Source organism: uncultured Kocuria sp. (assembly GCF_947500125.1).
Taxonomy (GTDB): Bacteria; Actinomycetota; Actinomycetes; order Actinomycetales; family Micrococcaceae; genus Kocuria.
The window spans coordinates 1-18,037 of record NZ_CANMRA010000010.1 but is presented as its reverse complement, the minus strand read 5'-3'; the positions used below and the strand labels follow the sequence as shown (position 1 = coordinate 18,037).

Annotated in this window: 19 protein-coding genes; 13 read left to right on the top strand and 6 right to left on the bottom strand. The window is 71.8% G+C overall.

Annotated elements, in window-relative coordinates:
- The first annotated feature begins 113 nt into the window (after window positions 1-113).
- From Q0817_RS08500 to Q0817_RS08490, 3 genes are all read left to right on the top strand, one after another.
- Entirely contained in the window at window positions 114-422 is a 309-nt protein-coding gene (locus Q0817_RS08500) for a hypothetical protein (protein WP_298585735.1), read from the top strand.
- Between the two features lie 543 nt (window positions 423-965).
- Entirely contained in the window at window positions 966-1,508 is a 543-nt protein-coding gene (locus Q0817_RS08495; RefSeq protein ID WP_298585734.1) for a hypothetical protein, read from the top strand.
- Between the two features lie 324 nt (window positions 1,509-1,832).
- On the top strand, window positions 1,833-2,603 hold the full coding sequence (locus Q0817_RS08490; RefSeq protein ID WP_298585733.1) for a hypothetical protein: 771 nt from the start codon (window positions 1,833-1,835) through the stop codon (window positions 2,601-2,603).
- A 494-nt stretch (window positions 2,604-3,097) separates the two neighbouring features.
- On the opposite strand, the gene Q0817_RS08485 is transcribed toward Q0817_RS08490, so the two are convergent.
- The gene (locus tag Q0817_RS08485) at window positions 3,098-3,508 is read right to left on the bottom strand and encodes a hypothetical protein (protein ID WP_298585732.1); all 411 of its coding nucleotides are present in this window, start codon (window positions 3,506-3,508) and stop codon (window positions 3,098-3,100) included.
- A 322-nt stretch (window positions 3,509-3,830) separates the two neighbouring features.
- Between Q0817_RS08485 and Q0817_RS08480 the strand changes: the two genes are divergently transcribed.
- Complete coding sequence (locus Q0817_RS08480; RefSeq protein WP_298585731.1) at window positions 3,831-5,918, top strand: acyltransferase family protein; 2,088 nt, start codon at window positions 3,831-3,833, stop codon at window positions 5,916-5,918.
- A gap of 64 nt (window positions 5,919-5,982) precedes the next feature.
- Here the strand turns inward: Q0817_RS08480 and Q0817_RS08475 are convergent, their stop codons facing one another.
- Both Q0817_RS08475 and Q0817_RS08470 read right to left on the bottom strand, forming a co-directional pair.
- Window positions 5,983-6,252: a hypothetical protein gene (locus Q0817_RS08475; RefSeq protein WP_298585730.1), complete on the bottom strand. Its 270-nt coding sequence runs from the start codon at window positions 6,250-6,252 to the stop codon at window positions 5,983-5,985.
- Window positions 6,207-6,548 carry a YciI family protein gene (locus Q0817_RS08470; protein ID WP_298585729.1) on the bottom strand — a complete coding sequence of 114 codons (342 nt, stop codon included), beginning with the start codon at window positions 6,546-6,548 and terminating at the stop codon, window positions 6,207-6,209. The genes Q0817_RS08475 and Q0817_RS08470 overlap by 46 nt, the downstream gene beginning before the upstream one ends.
- 198 nt (window positions 6,549-6,746) lie before the next feature.
- Between Q0817_RS08470 and Q0817_RS08465 the strand changes: the two genes are divergently transcribed.
- Both Q0817_RS08465 and Q0817_RS08460 read left to right on the top strand, forming a co-directional pair.
- Window positions 6,747-7,076, top strand: coding sequence for a hypothetical protein (locus tag Q0817_RS08465; protein ID WP_298585728.1), 330 nt, complete (start codon window positions 6,747-6,749; stop codon window positions 7,074-7,076).
- An 82-nt stretch (window positions 7,077-7,158) separates the two neighbouring features.
- The gene (locus tag Q0817_RS08460; RefSeq protein ID WP_298585727.1) at window positions 7,159-7,734 is read left to right on the top strand and encodes a dihydrofolate reductase family protein; all 576 of its coding nucleotides are present in this window, start codon (window positions 7,159-7,161) and stop codon (window positions 7,732-7,734) included.
- A 143-nt stretch (window positions 7,735-7,877) separates the two neighbouring features.
- On the opposite strand, the gene Q0817_RS08455 is transcribed toward Q0817_RS08460, so the two are convergent.
- On the bottom strand, window positions 7,878-8,798 hold the full coding sequence (locus Q0817_RS08455) for a LysR family transcriptional regulator (RefSeq protein ID WP_298585726.1): 921 nt from the start codon (window positions 8,796-8,798) through the stop codon (window positions 7,878-7,880).
- A 112-nt stretch (window positions 8,799-8,910) separates the two neighbouring features.
- On the opposite strand from Q0817_RS08455, the gene Q0817_RS08450 reads away from it, so the two are divergent.
- The 5 genes from Q0817_RS08450 (at window position 8,911) to Q0817_RS08430 (ending at window position 14,852) form a co-directional block, all read left to right on the top strand.
- Window positions 8,911-9,603, top strand: a complete 693-nt coding sequence (locus Q0817_RS08450) for a LysE family translocator (RefSeq protein WP_298585725.1) — start codon at window positions 8,911-8,913, stop codon at window positions 9,601-9,603.
- Window positions 9,604-9,812: 209 nt separating this feature from the next.
- Entirely contained in the window at window positions 9,813-10,253 is a 441-nt protein-coding gene (locus Q0817_RS08445) for a VOC family protein (RefSeq protein WP_298585724.1), read from the top strand.
- A 245-nt stretch (window positions 10,254-10,498) separates the two neighbouring features.
- Complete coding sequence (locus Q0817_RS08440) at window positions 10,499-13,045, top strand: PEP/pyruvate-binding domain-containing protein (RefSeq protein ID WP_298585723.1); 2,547 nt, start codon at window positions 10,499-10,501, stop codon at window positions 13,043-13,045.
- A 760-nt stretch (window positions 13,046-13,805) separates the two neighbouring features.
- Window positions 13,806-14,453 carry a dihydrofolate reductase family protein gene (locus tag Q0817_RS08435; RefSeq protein ID WP_298585722.1) on the top strand — a complete coding sequence of 216 codons (648 nt, stop codon included), beginning with the start codon at window positions 13,806-13,808 and terminating at the stop codon, window positions 14,451-14,453.
- 249 nt (window positions 14,454-14,702) lie between these two features.
- Window positions 14,703-14,852, top strand: coding sequence for a hypothetical protein (locus Q0817_RS08430; protein ID WP_298585721.1), 150 nt, complete (start codon window positions 14,703-14,705; stop codon window positions 14,850-14,852).
- Window positions 14,853-14,865: 13 nt separating this feature from the next.
- Here Q0817_RS08430 and Q0817_RS08425 read toward each other — a convergent pair whose 3' ends face one another.
- Complete coding sequence (locus Q0817_RS08425; RefSeq protein ID WP_298585720.1) at window positions 14,866-15,831, bottom strand: NAD(P)-dependent alcohol dehydrogenase; 966 nt, start codon at window positions 15,829-15,831, stop codon at window positions 14,866-14,868.
- Window positions 15,832-15,848: 17 nt separating this feature from the next.
- Entirely contained in the window at window positions 15,849-16,517 is a 669-nt protein-coding gene (locus Q0817_RS08420; RefSeq protein ID WP_298585719.1) for a TetR/AcrR family transcriptional regulator, read from the bottom strand.
- 123 nt (window positions 16,518-16,640) lie between these two features.
- Here Q0817_RS08420 and Q0817_RS08415 point away from each other — a divergent pair, with 123 nt between their 5' ends.
- A complete protein-coding gene (locus Q0817_RS08415) occupies window positions 16,641-17,135 on the top strand; it encodes a DUF6326 family protein (protein ID WP_298585718.1) in 495 nt (164 codons plus the stop codon).
- Between the two features lie 284 nt (window positions 17,136-17,419).
- Entirely contained in the window at window positions 17,420-17,725 is a 306-nt protein-coding gene (locus Q0817_RS08410) for a hypothetical protein (protein WP_298585717.1), read from the top strand.
- Window positions 17,726-18,037: the final 312 nt, after the last annotated feature.

Genomic DNA, 18,037 nt, shown 5'->3' with positions numbered 1-18,037 from the left:
GCCCTGAGCGACTCCTCCGCAGGTCGCACGGGGAACGGGCGACGACGACGGAGACCTCACCGTCGCGGCCGCGTGCTGTAGGAGGTGCGGTGCTGCACCCGTAGGGTCGGGGGATGAACGCCGCCGGCCCCACCCCTCCTCCGTCCGTTCCGCATCGTCGACCGCCCCGGTGGTGGGTGGTCCTGGCCTCCCTGGGCGGGGTGCTGGTGCTGAGCGGAGCGCTGCTGGTGCTGCTCAACCCGGCGGAGGCGACGTTCGGGTGGTTCGCGGACGCCCCGTTGAGCGGTGAGACGTTCCCTGCCATGGCTCTGGTGACCCCGGAGGCCACCGCGGGGTGGGCGGGCGTGGTGGCCGGTCTCGTCCTGTGGGCTTTCTGCGCCGGCTGGCTCGTGGGCCGGCGCCGTCACGGGCCGCGGCGGTGATCGGAGCGGCGGTGCTGCGGAGCCCCGCGGGACACGGGTCAGGTGTGGGAGGATGCCGTCCGTGCCCGGTCCTGGATCCTGGTCCCGGGCGCCGTGGAGGAGGCGCTGTCGGGGATGCGCTGGGCCCGGAGCGCCCAGCCGGGTACGCCTGAGACCGTCGAGGGACAGCCGGCGCGGTGGCGCCACGGCGGCGCCGCGCGGCGGCACGCCATCGCCCGCCACCGGCCACGCGGTGGACCTGTGGGTCCATCTGGAGGATCTTCCCACGGTCATCGAGGCCGCCCGCCGGCCCGGTGCGGCAGTGCCTGCCGATGCCGGGGCCGTGCCGTGGGGCGTGCCCCCGAGGAGCCAGCAGAGGAGTCAACGCCTGTGGAGACGGATACCGGCCCGGTCCCCCGGGAGGAGGCAGCCCCTCCCCCGCCCGCACGCGGGGAGCGTCCCCCGCCGGCCCCGCGGCCTTCCGCCGGAGCCGCCGCGCAGCGGCGGGAGGTCCAGGCCGCCCTGGGCCGGCGGACCGCTCCGCTGTGGCCGGCTCATGCGGCGGTGCGCCCGACGACGGCGGGGGCGACCCGTCAGGACTGGCGGCGGGTCTACCGTCTGGCCGGGTGGGAGCTCCAGCACCACGCGCTGGTGCTGCGCGGGATCACCACCGCCTACGTCGTGGCCGTGGCCGAGGCCCACTTCGAGGCCGAGTGGAGCATCGCCAACGTCCTGCACGCCCTGGACTGGACCCCAGAGGGTGTTCGCTATGCCCACGACGCGGTGACCGGGATCGAGAATCCCGGGGCCTGGTTCGCGGCCCGTCTGCGCGCCTGGACCCACCAGGACGGAACCCCGATGCGCTCTCCCGGCCGGCGTCAGATGGCTGAGGTCGAGCAGCGCCGGGCCGAGGCCGTCGCCGCCGCCCGGCGCCACGCCGCCCGCAGTACCCAACAGCAGACCGCCGGGGTGGAGGCCGGGGCCGCCGGCGCCACCGGTCACTCGCAGGGCGAGACGGACCGGGACCGGCGGCCGTTCCGGGTGCGCTGGGCCGACCAGATCGCAGCCGGCCGCGCTGAGGCGAGCCGGGTGGCGGAAGATCGGTGAACCGGGGCGCGGGCCGTTGCCGGCACGGGGACCAGTGGTGCGGATGTCGGCGGTCGCGCGGGGACCGTCCTGGTGTCCGGGGCCCCAGCTCGTGCACCAGCAGCACCCCTCCCGCCGCGGGCAGTTTTCCTTGTCGCTTCGTGGAGGTTCTCGCCAGGTCCGCCTGCTCTGCTGGAGCCGGAACCGTCACGCAGCGAGCAGAGGCAGGTGTGTCATCGTCGGCAGGATCGCCGTGATCGGCGTCGTCGGATCAGCCCCGACCCGTGCGCCCGCCGTTCCCCGCGCCCACGGGGTCACGGTGCTGCCTGCGCGTCCGGGCTCGCGATGACCGGCGAGGAGACGCCTCGGCGCCGGCACCGCGCCGGCCGAGCGCTCGTGGGCCTTCTTCTCCTGCTCGGGATGCTCGCGGCGGCGCTGGTGCTCCTCGGGCCCGGTGTTCTCGGCGGCCTGCGCACCGGGGACGGCTGGTGGCGCTGGGGCGCGGAGTGCACGGTCGAGACGTCGGAGGGGGAGGTCGGGCTCGACCGTGACGAGGCGAAGCTGGCGACGACGGCGGTGGCGCTCTCCGCCCGCGGGATGGAGGCCCCGGACACCTCCGGCATCGACGAGGCGGTGCTGCAGCGGCTGGCCGACGGGCCGCCCGGGGACGCCGGTGCGAGCCTGGCCTGCCGGGGCTCGGCCGCCGCCGACCTGCCGGAGCAGCAGCTGACCGGCACCGGTCTGACACCGCGCGCCGAGCGGCTCCGCCGGTCGATGACCGAGGTGTTCGGTGACCAGAGCCTGGGCGGGTTCGCCCCGGGCGGCGTCGGCCAGGGACACGGCGCGGAGTCGACGCACTACGACGGCCGCGCCGTCGACGTCTTCTTCCGTCCGGTGACCGAGGAGAACCGGCGCGAGGGCTGGCTGCTGGCCCACTGGCTGGTCGCGCACGCCGAGGACCTGGACGTCCAGTACGTCATCTTCGACGACCGGTTCTGGAGCGCCCACAGCTCACGCGGGCAGTGGCGGGACTACGACGCGCCCGAGCCCGGCAACGAGATCCTGCGCCACCTCGACCACGTGCACGTGGACGTGCTGCGCGGAGATCCTGGCTGAGGAGCAGGTCGCGGCCCCGGGCAGGGGAACCTGGTCCGCGGCCGGGCGGAGCCGGCGAGCGCGTGAGCCGCTGTCGCAGCACCCGGCCCGTGCCGCCGGGACTTCCAGGCCCAGGCCTCGTGGAACCGGAGGCGGCCGTCGGCGAGCACCTCGATCGTCGAGGTGCACTTCCCACTGGCGGTCTCGCCCGTCACGTTGAGGTGGGAGCAGCGGAACTCCAGGGTGTCCCCGGTACGCGTGCCCACGAGGAAACCCTTGCGGACCGCTCCGCCGGCATGGTCCGCCCAGACCGTCCCGTCCCCCTGGTGATCGGTGAAGATCGTGGTGGAGCCGACCTCCCCCTCGGTCGAGTTGGTGACTCCGGCGAACCGGCGTCCGTCGATGCGTGCGGTCCTCGGGGCCGGCACCCGGCAGCCGCGCGGCCGCCTCGCCTCCACGGTGGCGCGGCAGGAGCCGCCAGGGCTCATGGCCTGTCGGGACGGCCCTGGAGACCCCTAGAACGCGTCGTGGATGACTTCTCGGCGGCCGCTCTCATCGCGGTAGAAGGTGGCGCCGTCGACCGATCCGGTCAGCGTGTCCTGGAAGGGCTGCCGGGTGCGGCGGTCCAGGTGCGGACCGTGGTGACCGTCGGGCAGGGCACAGACGAGGTTCCCCGCCGGGTTCTGCAGAACGCAGCCAGGCCCCTGGCGCAGGAGAGGGTCGCGGGGACCGGCACGGCGCACCAGGACCACGAGGCTGCCGAGGACGAGGAAGACACCGAGGAGCAGCAGCGCCCCGGTCAGGTCGTGGGGTCGGGTGACGCGCATCGAGGCGAAGAGCGCGCCGCACACGGCCACGACACGGAGTGCGCTGCTGATGGTGGCGCGGGAGGACAGGTGGGACCGAGGGGGGCGGGGGGCGTACACGTCGGCCTTTCCCGACCGGACTCGCCGATCGATGGAACAGGGGGATCAATGCAGATGGGGAAACGGGTGACTCCATTGTGGACCCCGGCCCGAGCGCGTGCCCCGGTGGGAACACGCGTGGTGCAGGGTCCGCTCAGCCGGGCCCGCCGATCCGGGTCGGCGGGCCGGCTGCGACCCCAGCCACCGGACGAGAAGCTGCTCGCCGGTGACCGAGCCCGCCGCAGGGGCGACGGCCCAGAGAGTAGAGTGTCGGGATCGCCGCCCCACCCCCTCGTGTTCCCCTGTGTTCTCCCTGCTCGGGCGGCCTTTCAGGAGGTCCCGCATGCCGGCCACGATCGGTCAGTCCGTCAACGCGTCCGCGCTGGACACCCCCGGTGTGGAGCCGGCCACGGCCCGGCGGGTGGCCCGGTACGCGGGGTTCCGCCCGGAGGTGCAGGGCCTGCGGTTCGTGGCGGTGCTGCTGGTGGTGGTCTACCACGTGTTCCTCGGCCGGGTCTCCGGGGGCGTGGACGTCTTCCTGCTGATCTCGGCGTTCTTCCTCACCCTGTCCTTCGTGCGCAAGCTCGAGGGAGGACGGCCGCTGGCCCTGGGGCGGTACTGGCTGCACGTGTTCAAGCGGCTGCTGCCCCTGGCGGTGCTCACCATCCTGGGCACCCTCGTCATGGTGGCCGCCGTCTACCCGGGCTCCGACGTCGACCGGTGGCGGACCGAGGCGCTGGCCTCGGTGCTCTACGCGGAGAACTGGGCACTGGCCTTCGGCGCGGTGGACTACTACGCCGCCGACCACTCGACGGCCTCCCCGTTCCAGCACTTCTGGTCCCTGTCGGTGCAGGGGCAGGTGTTCCTGCTGTGGCCGCTGATCTTCGCCGCCGCCTGGCTGCTCACGCGGCGGGGGACCCGCCGGCCCGTCCCCGTCCTGGTCGCGATGTTCGGCACGGTGTTCCTGGCCTCCCTGGCGTGGTCCGTGCACTCCACGGCCACGCAGCAGGAGTTCGCCTACTTCGACACCCGCACCCGGCTGTGGGAGTTCGCCCTCGGATCGCTGCTCGCCCTCGCCCTGCCGTACCTGGATCTGCCGCGGGCCGCCCGGGTGGCCCTGGGCTGGCTGGGGCTGCTGAGCATGGTCTCGGTCGGGGTGCTCGTCGACGTGCAGGGGGCGTTCCCCGGGTGGATCGCGCTGTGGCCGCTGCTCTCGGCGGCGGCGATCATCGTGGCCGGCCGCTCGGGATCACCGTTCGGACTGGACCGGATCCTCGCCTCGCGTCCCCTGGTGCGGCTGGGGGACTCGGCCTACGCGCTGTACCTCGTGCACTGGCCGCTGCTGATCACGTATCTCGTGCTGCGGGACCGGCCCATGGCCGGCCCTCGCTCCGGGGTGCTGATCATCGTCGTCTCCCTGGTGCTCGCGGTGCTGGTCACCCGGCTGGTCGAGGACCCGTTGAAGTCCTGGGCGTGGCCCGAGCGCAACAAGCGACGTCTCGCCGGGGTCGTGCTGGTCTGCCTCGCCCTGGTCGCCGCCCCCGTGCTCGCCTGGCAGCAGGTCGAGGACCGGCGTGCCGCCCAGATCCAGGCCGATGCCGCCCGGAACAACCCCGGGGCCGCCGCCCTGGAGCCCGGATTCGAGTTCCGCGGCGACCCGGACGCCCCGACCCTGCCCCTGCCCGAGGACCTGCCGAAACAGCCGGCCTCCCTCGGTGAGCCCTGCCCCGAAGACCTCGACCTGCCGGAGGACCACCGCCGCTTCTGCCACGAGAGCGTCGCGCAGGAGGCCCCCGAGCGGACGGTGCTCGTGGTCGGCAACAGCCACCTGCAGCACTGGCTGCCCGCCCTGCGGCCCCTCGCGGAGGCCGAGCAGTGGCGGGTGCTGACCTGGATCCAGCCGGGCTGCTTCTACGCCTCCGCCGAGGACCAGCCCGGCTCCGAGAGCTGCCGGGCCTGGTTCGAGGGCGCCGAGCAGATGATCGGCACCACCGACCCCGATCTCGTCGTGATCCAGTCGACCTTCACCGATCTGGAGGGCGAGTTCCTCCGGCCCGGGCTGGAGCAGCGCGTGCGCGAGCTCACCGCCCGAGGGATCCCCGTCGTCGGGATCCGCGACACCCCGCGCTTCCCGGAGGCACCGGCCCAGTGCGCGGTCGCGAACGGCGCGGACGACCCCCGGTGCACCTTCACACACCCTGTGGTGGACACGCCCGACCCCGCGCTGCCGCTCGCCCGAGAGCTGCCGCTCTACTCGACCGTGGACTTCACCGACCTGATCTGCCCCGGCGGACAGTGCCCGCCCGTCATCGGCAACGTCTACGTGTACTGGGACGACGACCACCTCAGCCGGGTCTACTCGGAGAGCGCCGCTCCGGCCTTCGGCCGGCGCCTCCTCGAAGCCCTGGCCACCGACGGCATCACCCGGTGATCCGCCCTGCGGCATGACGACAGGCCGCAACGCAGCACCGGGCCTGTTGGCCGGTTCCGGGCCATCAGGTGCCGGTGACGTCGAACTCCTGGCCGTCGTGGGTGGCCGGCAACCGGGACGTGCTGGTGTCCCAGCCGTCGCCTGCCACGGCGACGTCCTCGGGGAGGACGTCGGCCGCCGTCTGCTCGCGCTCGGAGAGGTCACTCGCGGATGGGGCCCACCCGGACAGGGCCAGGGCTGCGCCGGCCGGCCGGAGCGGGCCGCGGTTCGCCAGCGGGTCCGACCCCGTCAGCTGGCGGGGTCGAAGTGGAACGCGCGCACCTCCTGCGCGCATCGGCAGGCGACCGCGAACTTCGCGGCCCATTCCAGTGCCGCCTCGCGGGAGGGCAGCTCCAGCACCGAGTAGCCGCCTTCCAGCTGCGTCGTCTGCGGGTAGGTACCCGCTGTCACGGTTCCGTCGCCATCGACCATCACCGGCGGAATGCTCTCGTCGATGCCGCCACCGAACACCCACACGCCGGCGTCCTTCGCGTCCTGCACCACCGCGTGCGAGGCATCCGAGACTGCCTGCAGATCCCCCTCGGGAAGGACCATGGCGGCACTCGGGAACGAGATCAGGTACTTCGTCATCGCGTCGACTCCTTGGCGTTCTGCAGCGACTCGCCCGACGAGGACAGCGCGACGAGACACCCGGACGGAGAATCCCCGCGGGACCCCACGGATCGGCGGGGTTCCTTCTTGCCCTCCGAGGTCGGCCACTGATTACAGGGACCGGTGTCGTGGGCTATGAATGGAAGGACCACAGATGCACCCCCCAGGAGGACAACGGTGACGAAGCACGACGACTCCCATCCCATCACCTCGGTGATCACCACGGACGAGTTGATGCGGCAGGTGGCTCAACGGGAAGCCGACCATCAACGACGGGTCCGGTCCTGGACGGCCGACCGGGTGAAGGAGGTGACGGGTGCGGCGGACCTGCTCGACATCGCCTTGCACCACAGTGACGTGGACGTCGCGGTGGCCGCGCTCAGCAATGACCACATGACCGCCGACGACCGTCGCTATGTCGCCGACAATGCCACCGACACGCGAGTGCGTGCTGCCGCGACGGCGGAGGCGGCCCGCCGCGGCGAGGACCGGGACGGGCACCGCTGACGACCCACCGCCGGACGCACTCAGGACCTCGGATCCACTGCCCCTCTTGTGCCCGGGCAGCCCCGGGGGGTTGAGTGGCGGCATGGGGAAAGTGATCTACTCCGTCGCCTCCTCGTTGGACGGCTACAACTCGGACGAGCGGGGCAGCTTCTCCTGGGCCGTGCCCGACGAAGCCGTCGTCGCCGCCCTGACCACGGACCTGGCATCGGTCAGCACCTACCTCTACGGGCGGCGCATGTACGAGACCATGGCCGTCTGGGAGACCGATCCGACCGCCGCGACATGGTCCCCGGAGTCGGCACGCTTCGCCGAGACCTGGAAGCGCGCCGAGAAGGTCGTCTTCTCCTCCTCCCTCGGCCGGACCTGGACCGAGCGCACCCGACTCGAGCGGGAGTTCACCGTCGAGGCCGTCGAGCGTGCCAAGTCCGAGGCGTCCGGCGACCTCACGATCGAGGGCCCGACCCTGGCCGGCAGCGCCCTGCTGCTGGGGCTGGTCGACGTGGTCGAGCTCCTGCTGTGCCCGGTCACCGTGGGAGGCGGCACCGCGGTCTTCCCCGACGGACTATCCCTGGAGCTGCGTCTCGTCCGGGAGCGCCGCTTCGACAACGGCATGGTCCAGGTCCGCTACGAGGTCCACGGACCCCGGCCCGCCGGATAGGAGCCGGAGGCGCACCAGCCGGCCCATGTCGCCGTGCCGCGGATCCGGCCGCGGATCCGGCCGCGGAGCAGGGAATCAGCATCGCCCGCGGGCAGGTCCGGTGGCCCGAGAAGATCACGGAGTCTGTCGGGGCGGTGGCGGAGTCAGTGCTCGTCCGGTGGTGTCGGCCGGCTTCGTCGAGCGGCTTCGCGCAGCGCCGTCAGGCTCGTGTGGATCAGCCGCGACCGGGTGGGGTGGGTGCGGGAGTGGGCGACGATGCGCCGGTGGACGGCCGGATCGACCAGCGGCCTCGTCGTGAGGCTGCCGGGCAGCCCGGTGAGCGCGATCCGGGGCAGCACCGTGATGCCCAGCCCGGCCGCGGCGAGACTGGTGGCTGCGTGGTGGTCGTCGAGGCGGGCGACGTAGTGCGGGGTGAAGCCGGCGGCGTGACAGGCGCGGGTGATGATGCGCCCGGTGGGACCGTCGTGGATGTCGTGGTCGATCCAGGGCTCGTCGCGCAGCTGGGCCATGGTCACCGTGGGATGTTCGGCCAGGGGGTGGCCGAGCGGCAGCACCACGCAGAAGTCCTCCTCGTGCAGGACGTGGCGCTGGTATCCCTCCAGGTGGACGAGTGGCCCGTCGAGGGATTCGTTGCGCACGTCGACGTCCGGGGCCCGGCGGCCTCCGGTGGGGTGCAGTTCGTTGATGCTGATCTCCACCACCACGTCCGGGGACCCGGCCCGCAGGGCGGTCACCACCTCGGGCATCCAGGCCTGGGCCAGGGACGCGAAGCAGGCGATGGCGATCTGCTCGGCCCGGCCCTGCCGCAGGTCCTCCACGGTGCGCTCGAGGCGTTCCAGGCTGGTGAGGGTGTCCGCGCTGGCCTCGCACAGGTGCCGGGCGGCGGGTGTGGCCTCGATGCCCCGCCCGCTCTTCTCGAACAGCACCAGTCCGGTCTGCCGGGCCAGGGCCCGCAGGTGCTGACTGACGGTGGCCGGGGCCAGGTGCAGGTTCCGGGCGGCGGCGTGGACCGAGCCGGCGGCGATGACGGCGCGCAGGATGGTGAGCCGGTGCGGATCGAGCATGCCCCAATTGTACGCTTTCACCTGTCAATGATGCGGAAATCATTGCTGGTGCTGAAGGGTTGGGGGGTGTCACGGTAGAGGTCACGGATCATCGACCGACAAGGAGCGTCCCGTGGACACCTCGAGCTATCTGGCCCTGCTGGGAGTGGCCGTGGTCCTCGCCGTCACCCCGGGACCGGACACCGTCCTGACCCTGGGCTGCGCCCTGCGCCGGCGGCGAGCCGGGATGCTGGCCGCCGCCGGGGCCGCACTGGGGGTCCTCGTCTGGGCCGGGCTGGTCGCGGTGGGCGTGGCCGCCTTCCTGGACAGCTCCCCGGCCGCCTTCCAGACCCTGCGCCTGCTCGGGGGCGCCTACTTGTTCTACCTGGGCTACCGGGCGCTCACCGCCCACGTCCCCGCCCCGGCCACCGCGGTCCCGGCCACCGTCGGCGCCGCTCCGGCCGCCGACTCGACCGTCGCAGCCGTCCCGGCCCGCCCGGAGCCGTCGCCCGCGACGGGACGGTCCGCCTTCGCCGCGGGGCTGGCGTGCTGCCTGACCAACCCGAAGACCGGGCTGTTCTTCCTGGCACTGCTGCCCCAGTTCACCCCGCCCGGGGCCGGGACGCTGTTCGTCGTGGTGGTCATGGGCGGGACGGTGGCGGCGACCATCGGGATCTACCTGCTCATCGTGGCCCTGGCCGCCCACACCGCCCGCACCTGGCTCAACCGGCCCACCGTGACCCGCAGGATCGAGCTCACCTCCGGGGCGGTGTTCGTGGTGCTGGGACTGGTGACCACCGTGCCCGTGCTCGCCTCCTGGATCTGAGCGGACTCCGCCGCGCGACGGGGGAACCCCGGACGTGCGGTGGTCGGTCCCCTACGTCGTGCACCCGATCGGCTACGGTGTGGCGACCGCGAGAGGCAGTCCCACAGACAGACCCCAGTCAGTGTCCGGATGTCGAGAACGAGGCGCCGGCTCCGTCCCGGGTGCACCAGTGGCCAGGACAGGCCACGCCATGACGAAGGAGAACCACCATGACGATTCAGCGGATGGACCACGTGGGCGTCGTCGTCGACGACCTCGAGGCTGCCGTGGCGTTCTTCGTCGACCTCGGCATGGAGCTCGAGGGCCGGGCGCCGATCGAGGGGCACTGGGTGGACCGTGTCGTGGGGCTCGGCGGCGTCCGGGTCGACGTCGCGATGCTGCGCACCCCGGACGGCCACGGCCGGCTCGAGCTGACGAAGTTCCACGCCCCGAGAGCGGTCAGCCCCGTGCCGGAGAACGCACCGGGGAACACGCTGGGGCTGCGCAGCATCATGTTCGCCGTCGACGACGTCGACGCCGCTGTCGCCGCCCTGCGAGCCCACGGCGCGGAGCTCGTCGGGGAGGTGGCGCAGTACCAGGACGACTACCGGCTCTGCTACGTCCGCGGGCCCGAGGGCATCATCGTCGCGCTGGCCGAGCAGCTCAGCTGACGGGCCGTCACGCCCGACCCGCGACCGACCGGAACGATCCGTGTGGAGGGCCTGAGCACGCCGGCGGAACCCGGCCTCGTCCACCACCGGCGCCGCCGGGCAGAGACGCTGGTGCCGCGGGGCACGGAGAGGTTGACCTGCCGACGGTCGGACTGGATCATCGGCTACGAACGGGGCATCGGGCGCCCCATGGCGTCGTCCATTCCTCACCGCCCGGCAGCGCCGGGGCACCAGAGAGGCATCCCATGGACCTGATCGAGCTGGCCCACATCACCCCGCAGGCGCACGAGCTCGTCGGGGGCAAGGCCGTCGGCCTCGGGGCCCTCATCTCCGCCGGCGAGCGGGTGCCGGACGGGTTCTGCCTCACCACCGAGGCCTACCGCTCGGGCACCGTCCCCGAACGGGCCGTCCTGAGGGCCTACGAGCACCTCGGCGGTGGCCCCGTCGCCGTCCGCTCCAGCGCCACGGCCGAGGACCTGCCGGACGCCAGCTTCGCCGGCCAGCAGGACACCGTCCTCGGCGTCGAGGGCGAGGGCGCACTGCTCGCGGCCATCCGGCAGTGCTGGGACTCCGTGCACAGCGAGCGCGCCGTCGCCTACCGGGCCGGGCAGGAGCTGGAGACCGGCGACCTGGCGATGGCCGTCGTCGTGCAGCGCATGATCACCCCGGCGGCCGCCGGGGTGATGTTCACGGCCAACCCCCTGACCGGCACGCGCACCGAGACCGTCATCGACGCGGTACCGGGGATGGGCACCGGAGTCGTGGACGGCACCATGGACACCGACCACTACGTCCTGCCCGGGCCCGGCCCGCTCCCCGGGCCCCAGGATCACGGCTGCCTCTCCCCCGACCAGCTCCGCGAGCTCCAGCAGGCCGGGCAGCGGGTGCAGCGCGCCCTCGGCGGCCCGCAGGACATCGAGTTCGCCTACGACGCCGAGGGCACGCTCTGGCTGCTGCAGTCCCGGGCCATCACCACGCTCTTCCCGCTCCCGCCCGGGACCGACCCGGTGGAGGGCGACCCGCGTGTCTACATGGAGGTCGGCCACATGCAGGGCCTGCGGCGCCCGGTCACCCCCATGGGCGTGTCCGTGCTGCGGGAGACGACCCGCCGCTGGATGCAGATCATCGGCGTCGACGACGCCGTGGTCGATCCGTTCCTCGTGGACATCGGCGGCCGGCTGTTCACGGACCTCACGGGGTTCGTCCGCAGCCCGCGTCTGCACTCCCGTGTCCCCGCCATGGTGCAGGTCTACGGTCCGGCCGTGGCGCGGGGCGTGCGGCGCGTCCTGGACGACCCCCGCTACGCGCCCCGTCCCGCTCGCCCCGGTCAGCGCGCGTTCTCCGCCGGTGCGACCGCGCGGCTGCTCCTGGCCACCGTGCCCGCCTCGCTGCTCGGCGCGCTGCGGGCCCTGGCACGGCCCGCGGCCGCCCGCGAGCGGGCGTTCCACGAACTCGAGCAGGTCCGCCGGCAGCCCCGGACCGAACCGGCGGACACGGCGAGCCGGATCCGCTCCGCCGCCGGTCTGCAGGACGCGACGATGACCGGACCGATGATGCGCTCCCTGCCACCGCTGTGGGCGGCGCTCATCGCTCAGGGGGTGGCCGGCTGGCTGCTGGACGGCGTCCTGCAGCCCGGCGAGCTGAACGCGACGCTGCGCGGGATGCCCCACAACGTCACCACCCAGATGGACCTGAAGCTCTGGTCCGTGGCTGAAGCGGCCCGTCCGCACCGCGAGCTGCTGGTCAGCGCTACCCCGGACGAGCTCGCCGCGCGCTTCTCGCGCGGCGAGCTGCCCGAGTTCGGCCTGACGGCCTTCCTGGCGGAGTACGGGATCCGCGGCAGCGCCGAGATCGACGTCGGCTCCCCCCGGTGGGCCGACGACCCCACCCCTGTGTTCGCCGCCTTGGCCGGGTACCTGCAGGTGACCGATCCGGACCAAGCCCCGCCGGCTCGGTTCGCCCGCGCCGCCGTCGAGGCCGAGGCCGCTCTGGCGGACGTCGTCGACCGTGCGAGACGCACCCGGCCGCTGCGGGGCCGCCTGGCCGGCTTCCTGCTGCGCCGCAGCCGGGAGCTGGCCGGCCTGCGCGAGCTGCCCAAGTTCCTCTGGCTGACCCCGCTGGCCGAGGTGCGCCGGCAGCTGCTCACCGCGGGGGCCGAACTCACCGGGCTCGGGCTGCTGGAGCAGCCGGAGGACATCATGTTCCTGACCCTGGACGAGGCCCTCGACGCCTCGCACGGCGCGGACCTGCGCACGGTGGTGACCGGCCGGCGCAGGGTGCACCGCCGCGAGGCCCGGCGGCGGCAGGTCCCGGGCCTGCTGCTGTCCGACGGCACGAACCCCCTGGCCCTGCCCGACGGCACCGCGGCCGAGTACGGGCCGGACGTGCTGGTCGGCCAGCCCGCGGCCACGGGGACAGCGACCGGGCCGGTGCGGATCGTCCACCACCCGTCCGAGGCGAGGCTGCAGCCCGGCGACATCCTCGTCGCCCCGACCACCGACCCGGGCTGGACCCCGCTGTTCCTGACCCTCGGCGGACTCATCACGGAGACCGGCTCCACCATCGCTCACGGCCCGACCGTGGCCCGCGAGTACGGCATCCCGGCCGTCATCTGCGTGCCCGACGCCACCACCCGGCTGACCGAGGGCCAGGTGGTCACCATCGACGGTGCCACGGGGCTGATCCGCCTGCAGGACACGGGCGGCGAAGTGCGGCGTCCGGACGCTCCGGAGGCTCCGGAGGCTCCGGAAGAACGGGCCGGAAGGCCGGGCCGGGCCGCACCAGGAGACTAGGTCCAGGTCAGAACGATTCGCATGGGTACCTGCCATCGAGCGGGGCGAGTGGCTTCGCCCGATGGAAGCCGAGCCCCCGGGCAGCATCCTGGCGGTGGTTCCGCGTGGCTTCGAGGCGTGTGCGCGCGTGGTCCATCCTGTCGAGCGCGATCGGCCGCGGCAGACGAAGTCCTGGCACGGCTTCGACGAGATGCCGTCCTCCGAGGGCGCGGCCTGGGGCTGCTGGTCGACGAGCAGCGAGGCGTGACCGACCGGGTCCCCCGATGCTGGGTCCAACCCGGTCCAGTACTGTCATTGCTCATTCTGCAGGTAGTTCGCCAACTGCCGTCGATCCAGGGGCCAGACGAAGGTGCACCCCGTGCCTCAGGATCACGCCCACCAGGCTGACACACAGGGGGCCGGGAAAATCCATCCCCAACCCTGGTCTTCAGGGGCCAAGACACGCAAAGCTGGCCAGGTGAAGGTCACCGCGACGCCGCCAGCACCAGGACCGGGCAACCCTGCCCCGTTCGCAACCAGCGGCCCGCTCCTCGTGAGTCGGCCACCATGGGCATTGCCGCCTGTCTGCCGAGGGAGTCCGTCCCGTTGCTCGATGGCACGGGAAACTCGTCGACAGCACAACCGGAGCGGCCGGCTCCTGGCCAGTCGACCTTGCCCCGACCCGAGTAGGGGTATCCCGACCGCACCTCGTGAACCCAGCAGTCCACCGAAGCGTCAGCAGTCCCCTACGCACCCACAGCCGAGCAGACGGAGCGAGCAGATGACACGGACCCGCATTCACAACCTCTCCATATCGCTGGACGGTTTCGCGACCGGCGAGGGCCAGTCACTCGACGCGCCCATGGGTCATGCCGGCCAACGGCTGCACGAGTGGATGATGGCCACCCGCTTCGGTGCCCCGATCCTGGGACGCCAGGGCGGCACTGCAGGCGTCGACGATGCGTTCGCCCAGCAGCACGAACCGGGCATCGGCGCCGAGATCATGGGCGCGGGCAAGTTCGGCCCACCAGGCTGGCAGGACGACGCCGACTGGAAGGGGTGGTGGGGCCCGAACCCCCCGTTCCACACGCCGGCCTTCGTGCTGACCCACCACCCGCGACCTTCGATCGAGATGGAGGGTGGCACCACCTTCCACTTCCTCGACGCCGCACCGGCCGAGGCACTCCACGCCGCCCGCGCGGCGGCCGAGGGCCAGGATGTCCGCATCGGAGGTGGCCCCACCGTCGTGCGCGACTTCCTCGCCGCAGGCCTGGTCGACCACATGCACGTGGTGCAGGTGCCGATCGTGCTGGGCCGCGGCGTCCGGGTGTGGGACGGACTGGAGGCGCTGGAGACGAACTACGAGATCGATGCCGTCTCGGCGCCCAGCGGGGTCACCCACCTGACCTTCGACCGGAGCACCTCATGATCACGGCCGCCGCGGGACCTGTGGTGGCACCGTCCCCACGGCAGCAATTCCGCAGCGCTGTCGGCCAAGCAGTCGATCACCTTCTCTGCCGGGCCGGGCTCTCGTCGGCGACCCGACGCTCCAGGCCCTCCAGCAGCAGCTCCAACCCGTCGTCGAACTCGTCCGCGAACGCGTAGACGCCATCGCTCAGCAGCTCGGCGCGCGAGCGCGGCGCTGAAGCCCTCGGTCATCAGCGCCGAGGAGACGGTCGTGGTGCTGCAGCAGCGCCGGGCCGGCGTTGGGGCGCGATTCCATGTCCAGGATCTGTGGCTGTACGTGGCCGCGACGGTCGTGATCGTCCTGCTGTTCGTCGCCGTGGCCTTCCTGCTCCTCGAGGTGTCGAGATGGACCCTCTCGTAGGTTCGTGCGGTCTTCAGTCGGCACCTGCCCGCGTCTCGACCACCACTTTGCCGAGCGCGTGGCCGTCGCCGACGTAGGTGAGCGCTTCGGGCACCTGCTCGAGTGGGAACACGCGGTCGATGTGGATGTGGACATCTCCCGCGATGCATCGGTCGGCAAGAGGCGTGAAATGCGCCGGACCCGGCTTGACAGCGAGAACCCCCAAACGCCGACCCGTCATCGTGCCGATCAGTGCGCCGACCGTCACCACTCGCAGCAGGGCGCGCGTCGTCCCGCCGACGATCAGGTAGGTGCCACCGGGGGCGAGTGCACGGCGATACGCGAACACCGACCGCCGGGCGACGAGGTCGATGATGAGGTCGTACGGACCGGTGCGCGTGAAGTCGTCGGCGCGATAGTCGATGACTTCGGCGGCCCCCAGGGATCGCATGAAGTCGAGCTTGCCGGCGTTGTCCACGCCGGTGACATGGATGCCGGAAGCAGCGGCGAGCTGGAGCGCGAACGCCCCAGTTCCTCCGCCGGCGCCGTTGATCAGCATCCGCTCACCGGGTTTCGCGCGCGCAACTGCTTGCACCGCGATCGCCCCCGACTGCGGCAGTGTCGACGCCTCGGCGAAGGACAGTCCGGTCGGCTTGAGCGCGAGAGCGTGCTCGGGCGCCACGGCGTACTCCGCGAAGCCGCCTTTAAGAGTGAGGTTGTCGCCGTAGACATCGTCACCGCGCCGGAACAGCGTGACCCCTGCGCCCACTGCCTGGACCACTCCCGCGATGTCCGAACCGAGTGTGCGGCGGGCGGGACTGAACAGGCCGCCGAGTCGGGCATAGGCGGGCGACCCGTGCAGCCCCTCCCAATCGCTCAGATTGACCGAGGTTGCGATCACCCGCACGAGCACCTGGCCTCTCCCCGGTGTCGGCGTGGCGATGTCGTCGAGCCGCAGCACATCGGGCGACCCGTAGCGGTCATGGACGATCGCTCTCATGTCCGCACGACCATGCGCTAACGCTCGCCGAGCGCGGGGCTCTCGTCGGCGACCCGTCGCTCCAGGCCCTCCAGCAGCAGCTCCAGCCCGTAGTCGAACTCGTCCGCGAACGCGTAAACGCCATCGCCGAACAGCTCTGCGCGCGAGCGGGCAATGTGCGGATACAGCTCCGCCGACGCCGCGACCTTGACGGCGAACGCTTCCTCGGCGCCGTCCCCCGGTTCGAACGGCAGGCTCGTCCAGGTCAGCGCGAACCCGTACACGTAGGCGTCGATCGCGGAGAACGCGTGTGTTGCCAGCGCGGCGCTGAATCCCTCGGCCATCAGCACGCCGAGGAGGCGGTCGTGGTGCTGCAGCAGGGCTGGGCCGGGGTTGGGGCGCGATTCCATCATCCCGAGCGCCCACGGATGGGCGGTGAGCACCGACCGTGCCGATCGTGCCCGGCCGCTCAGCGCCTCTCGCCAGGTGGCGCCGACCTGGGGCAGTTCGATCCTCTCGAAGACCCAGTCGGCGAGGTCGTCGAGCAGCGCCTCCTTGCTGGGGACGTGATGGTAGAGCGACATCGCCTCGACGCCGAGCTCCTTCGCGACACTGCGCATGCTCACGGCGGCGACACCCGCGCGGTCGGCGACTGCGGCGGCGGCGTCGATGATCCTCTCCCTGCTCAGTGATTTGCGTCGAGTCATTTTCCCATCCTTGCGCACTTACATTTGTAAGTCTACGCTGGTGATTACCCCTTACAGCCGTAAGTCGTACGTTCGACGGAACCCGAGGACCTGCCGGTCCTCACCACCACAACGGAGCCCACGATGAGAACACGGCAATCCACCACCACGCTGGAGAACCTGCGGACCCCGGTGCAGGCCAAGCTCGCGGCAACCTGGACCAGCTTGATGTTCTTCTACATCTACATCGACTACTTCCACCTCTACCAGCCCGGCGCCATCGACCAGATCCGGGGTGGCGGCATCTTCGAGTTCGACATCACCCCGACGTTGATGACCCTTTTCGTCGTGGTCATCGGGATCCCGGCCCTGATGGTGATGCTCTCCATGACGCTGCCCGCCCGGGTGAACCGCGCCACGAACCTCGTCGTGGCATCGCTCTACATCCCCGTCACGGTGTTCAACGCGGTCGGGACGTCCTGGGACTGGGCCTTCTACTACGGCTTCCACATCACCATCGAGGTGCTGCTCCTGGCCTTCATCCTGCGCTCCGCCTGGACCTGGCCCCGCACCGCGTCGCCGGCGACCATGGCGACCGGCCCGGACCGGGAAGCCGCTCGCATCCAGCAGCAAGCGTGAACCCAAGAGCAGTCCCCGTCCCGTGCGGAGCCCTTTGCCTCGGTGCCGCGGTGTGGACCTCCTGGCGGTGGGACACCAACGACCACTGGGACGTCGCGTAGGGGCCTGCCAAGGCCCCTACCGGCAGGTCAGGTCATCGGAGGCGCGCACAGGCCCACCGCATCGTCGACACCGGCCCCGAGCCCGGCTACGTCGTCGTCCGCCGCACCGACCCGCCACGACGAGCACGTCGAGCCGCCGTATCGGATCCGCCTGTCCCAGCATCGCCCCGGAAGGCCCCGGTCATGATCGAGGCACGCGAGCTCACCAAACGCTACGGCCACACCAATACCGACCCGCCCTGGCTGTTCCCCAGCGTCCGAGCAGGCCAGCACCTACACGCAAACACCCTCTCCCACAGGCTCAAAGTCCTCGGCATCGACGCCCAACGGGCCCGCAACGCCACCCTCCGAGACCTGACCCAAGAAGTCGACGCACGAACCCTGATCGATCTCCTCGGCTACAGCCCCAGGGTCATCGCCCAGCACGCCGCCCGATCCGCCACACCCATGTCCGACTACATCGATCTGAAGCGTCAACAGCACCAATAAAACGCGATTACCGAAGAACCGGATAACGCATTTCCCCATCGGGATGGCGTGCGGCTGTTCTTGTACCTGCTGTCCACCGGAAACTACCCGGCCAGTCCCCAGCCTGGGGTCCGGGCGGCCCCCCAGGGCGCAGGGCGCCCACAGGGGACTCCTAAGTGCGACGTGGCGGAAGCACTAGGCAACCGAGACGTGTCCTGTTTCGCAGGGTGTGCGCGGTTCAACTCTGGCGGGGCCAGGTCAAGCCCCCGGGAGTGGTGTAGCGATCCTTCGTACGGGGATCAGGCCGTGAGGGCGGTCAAGGGATCGGGGTTC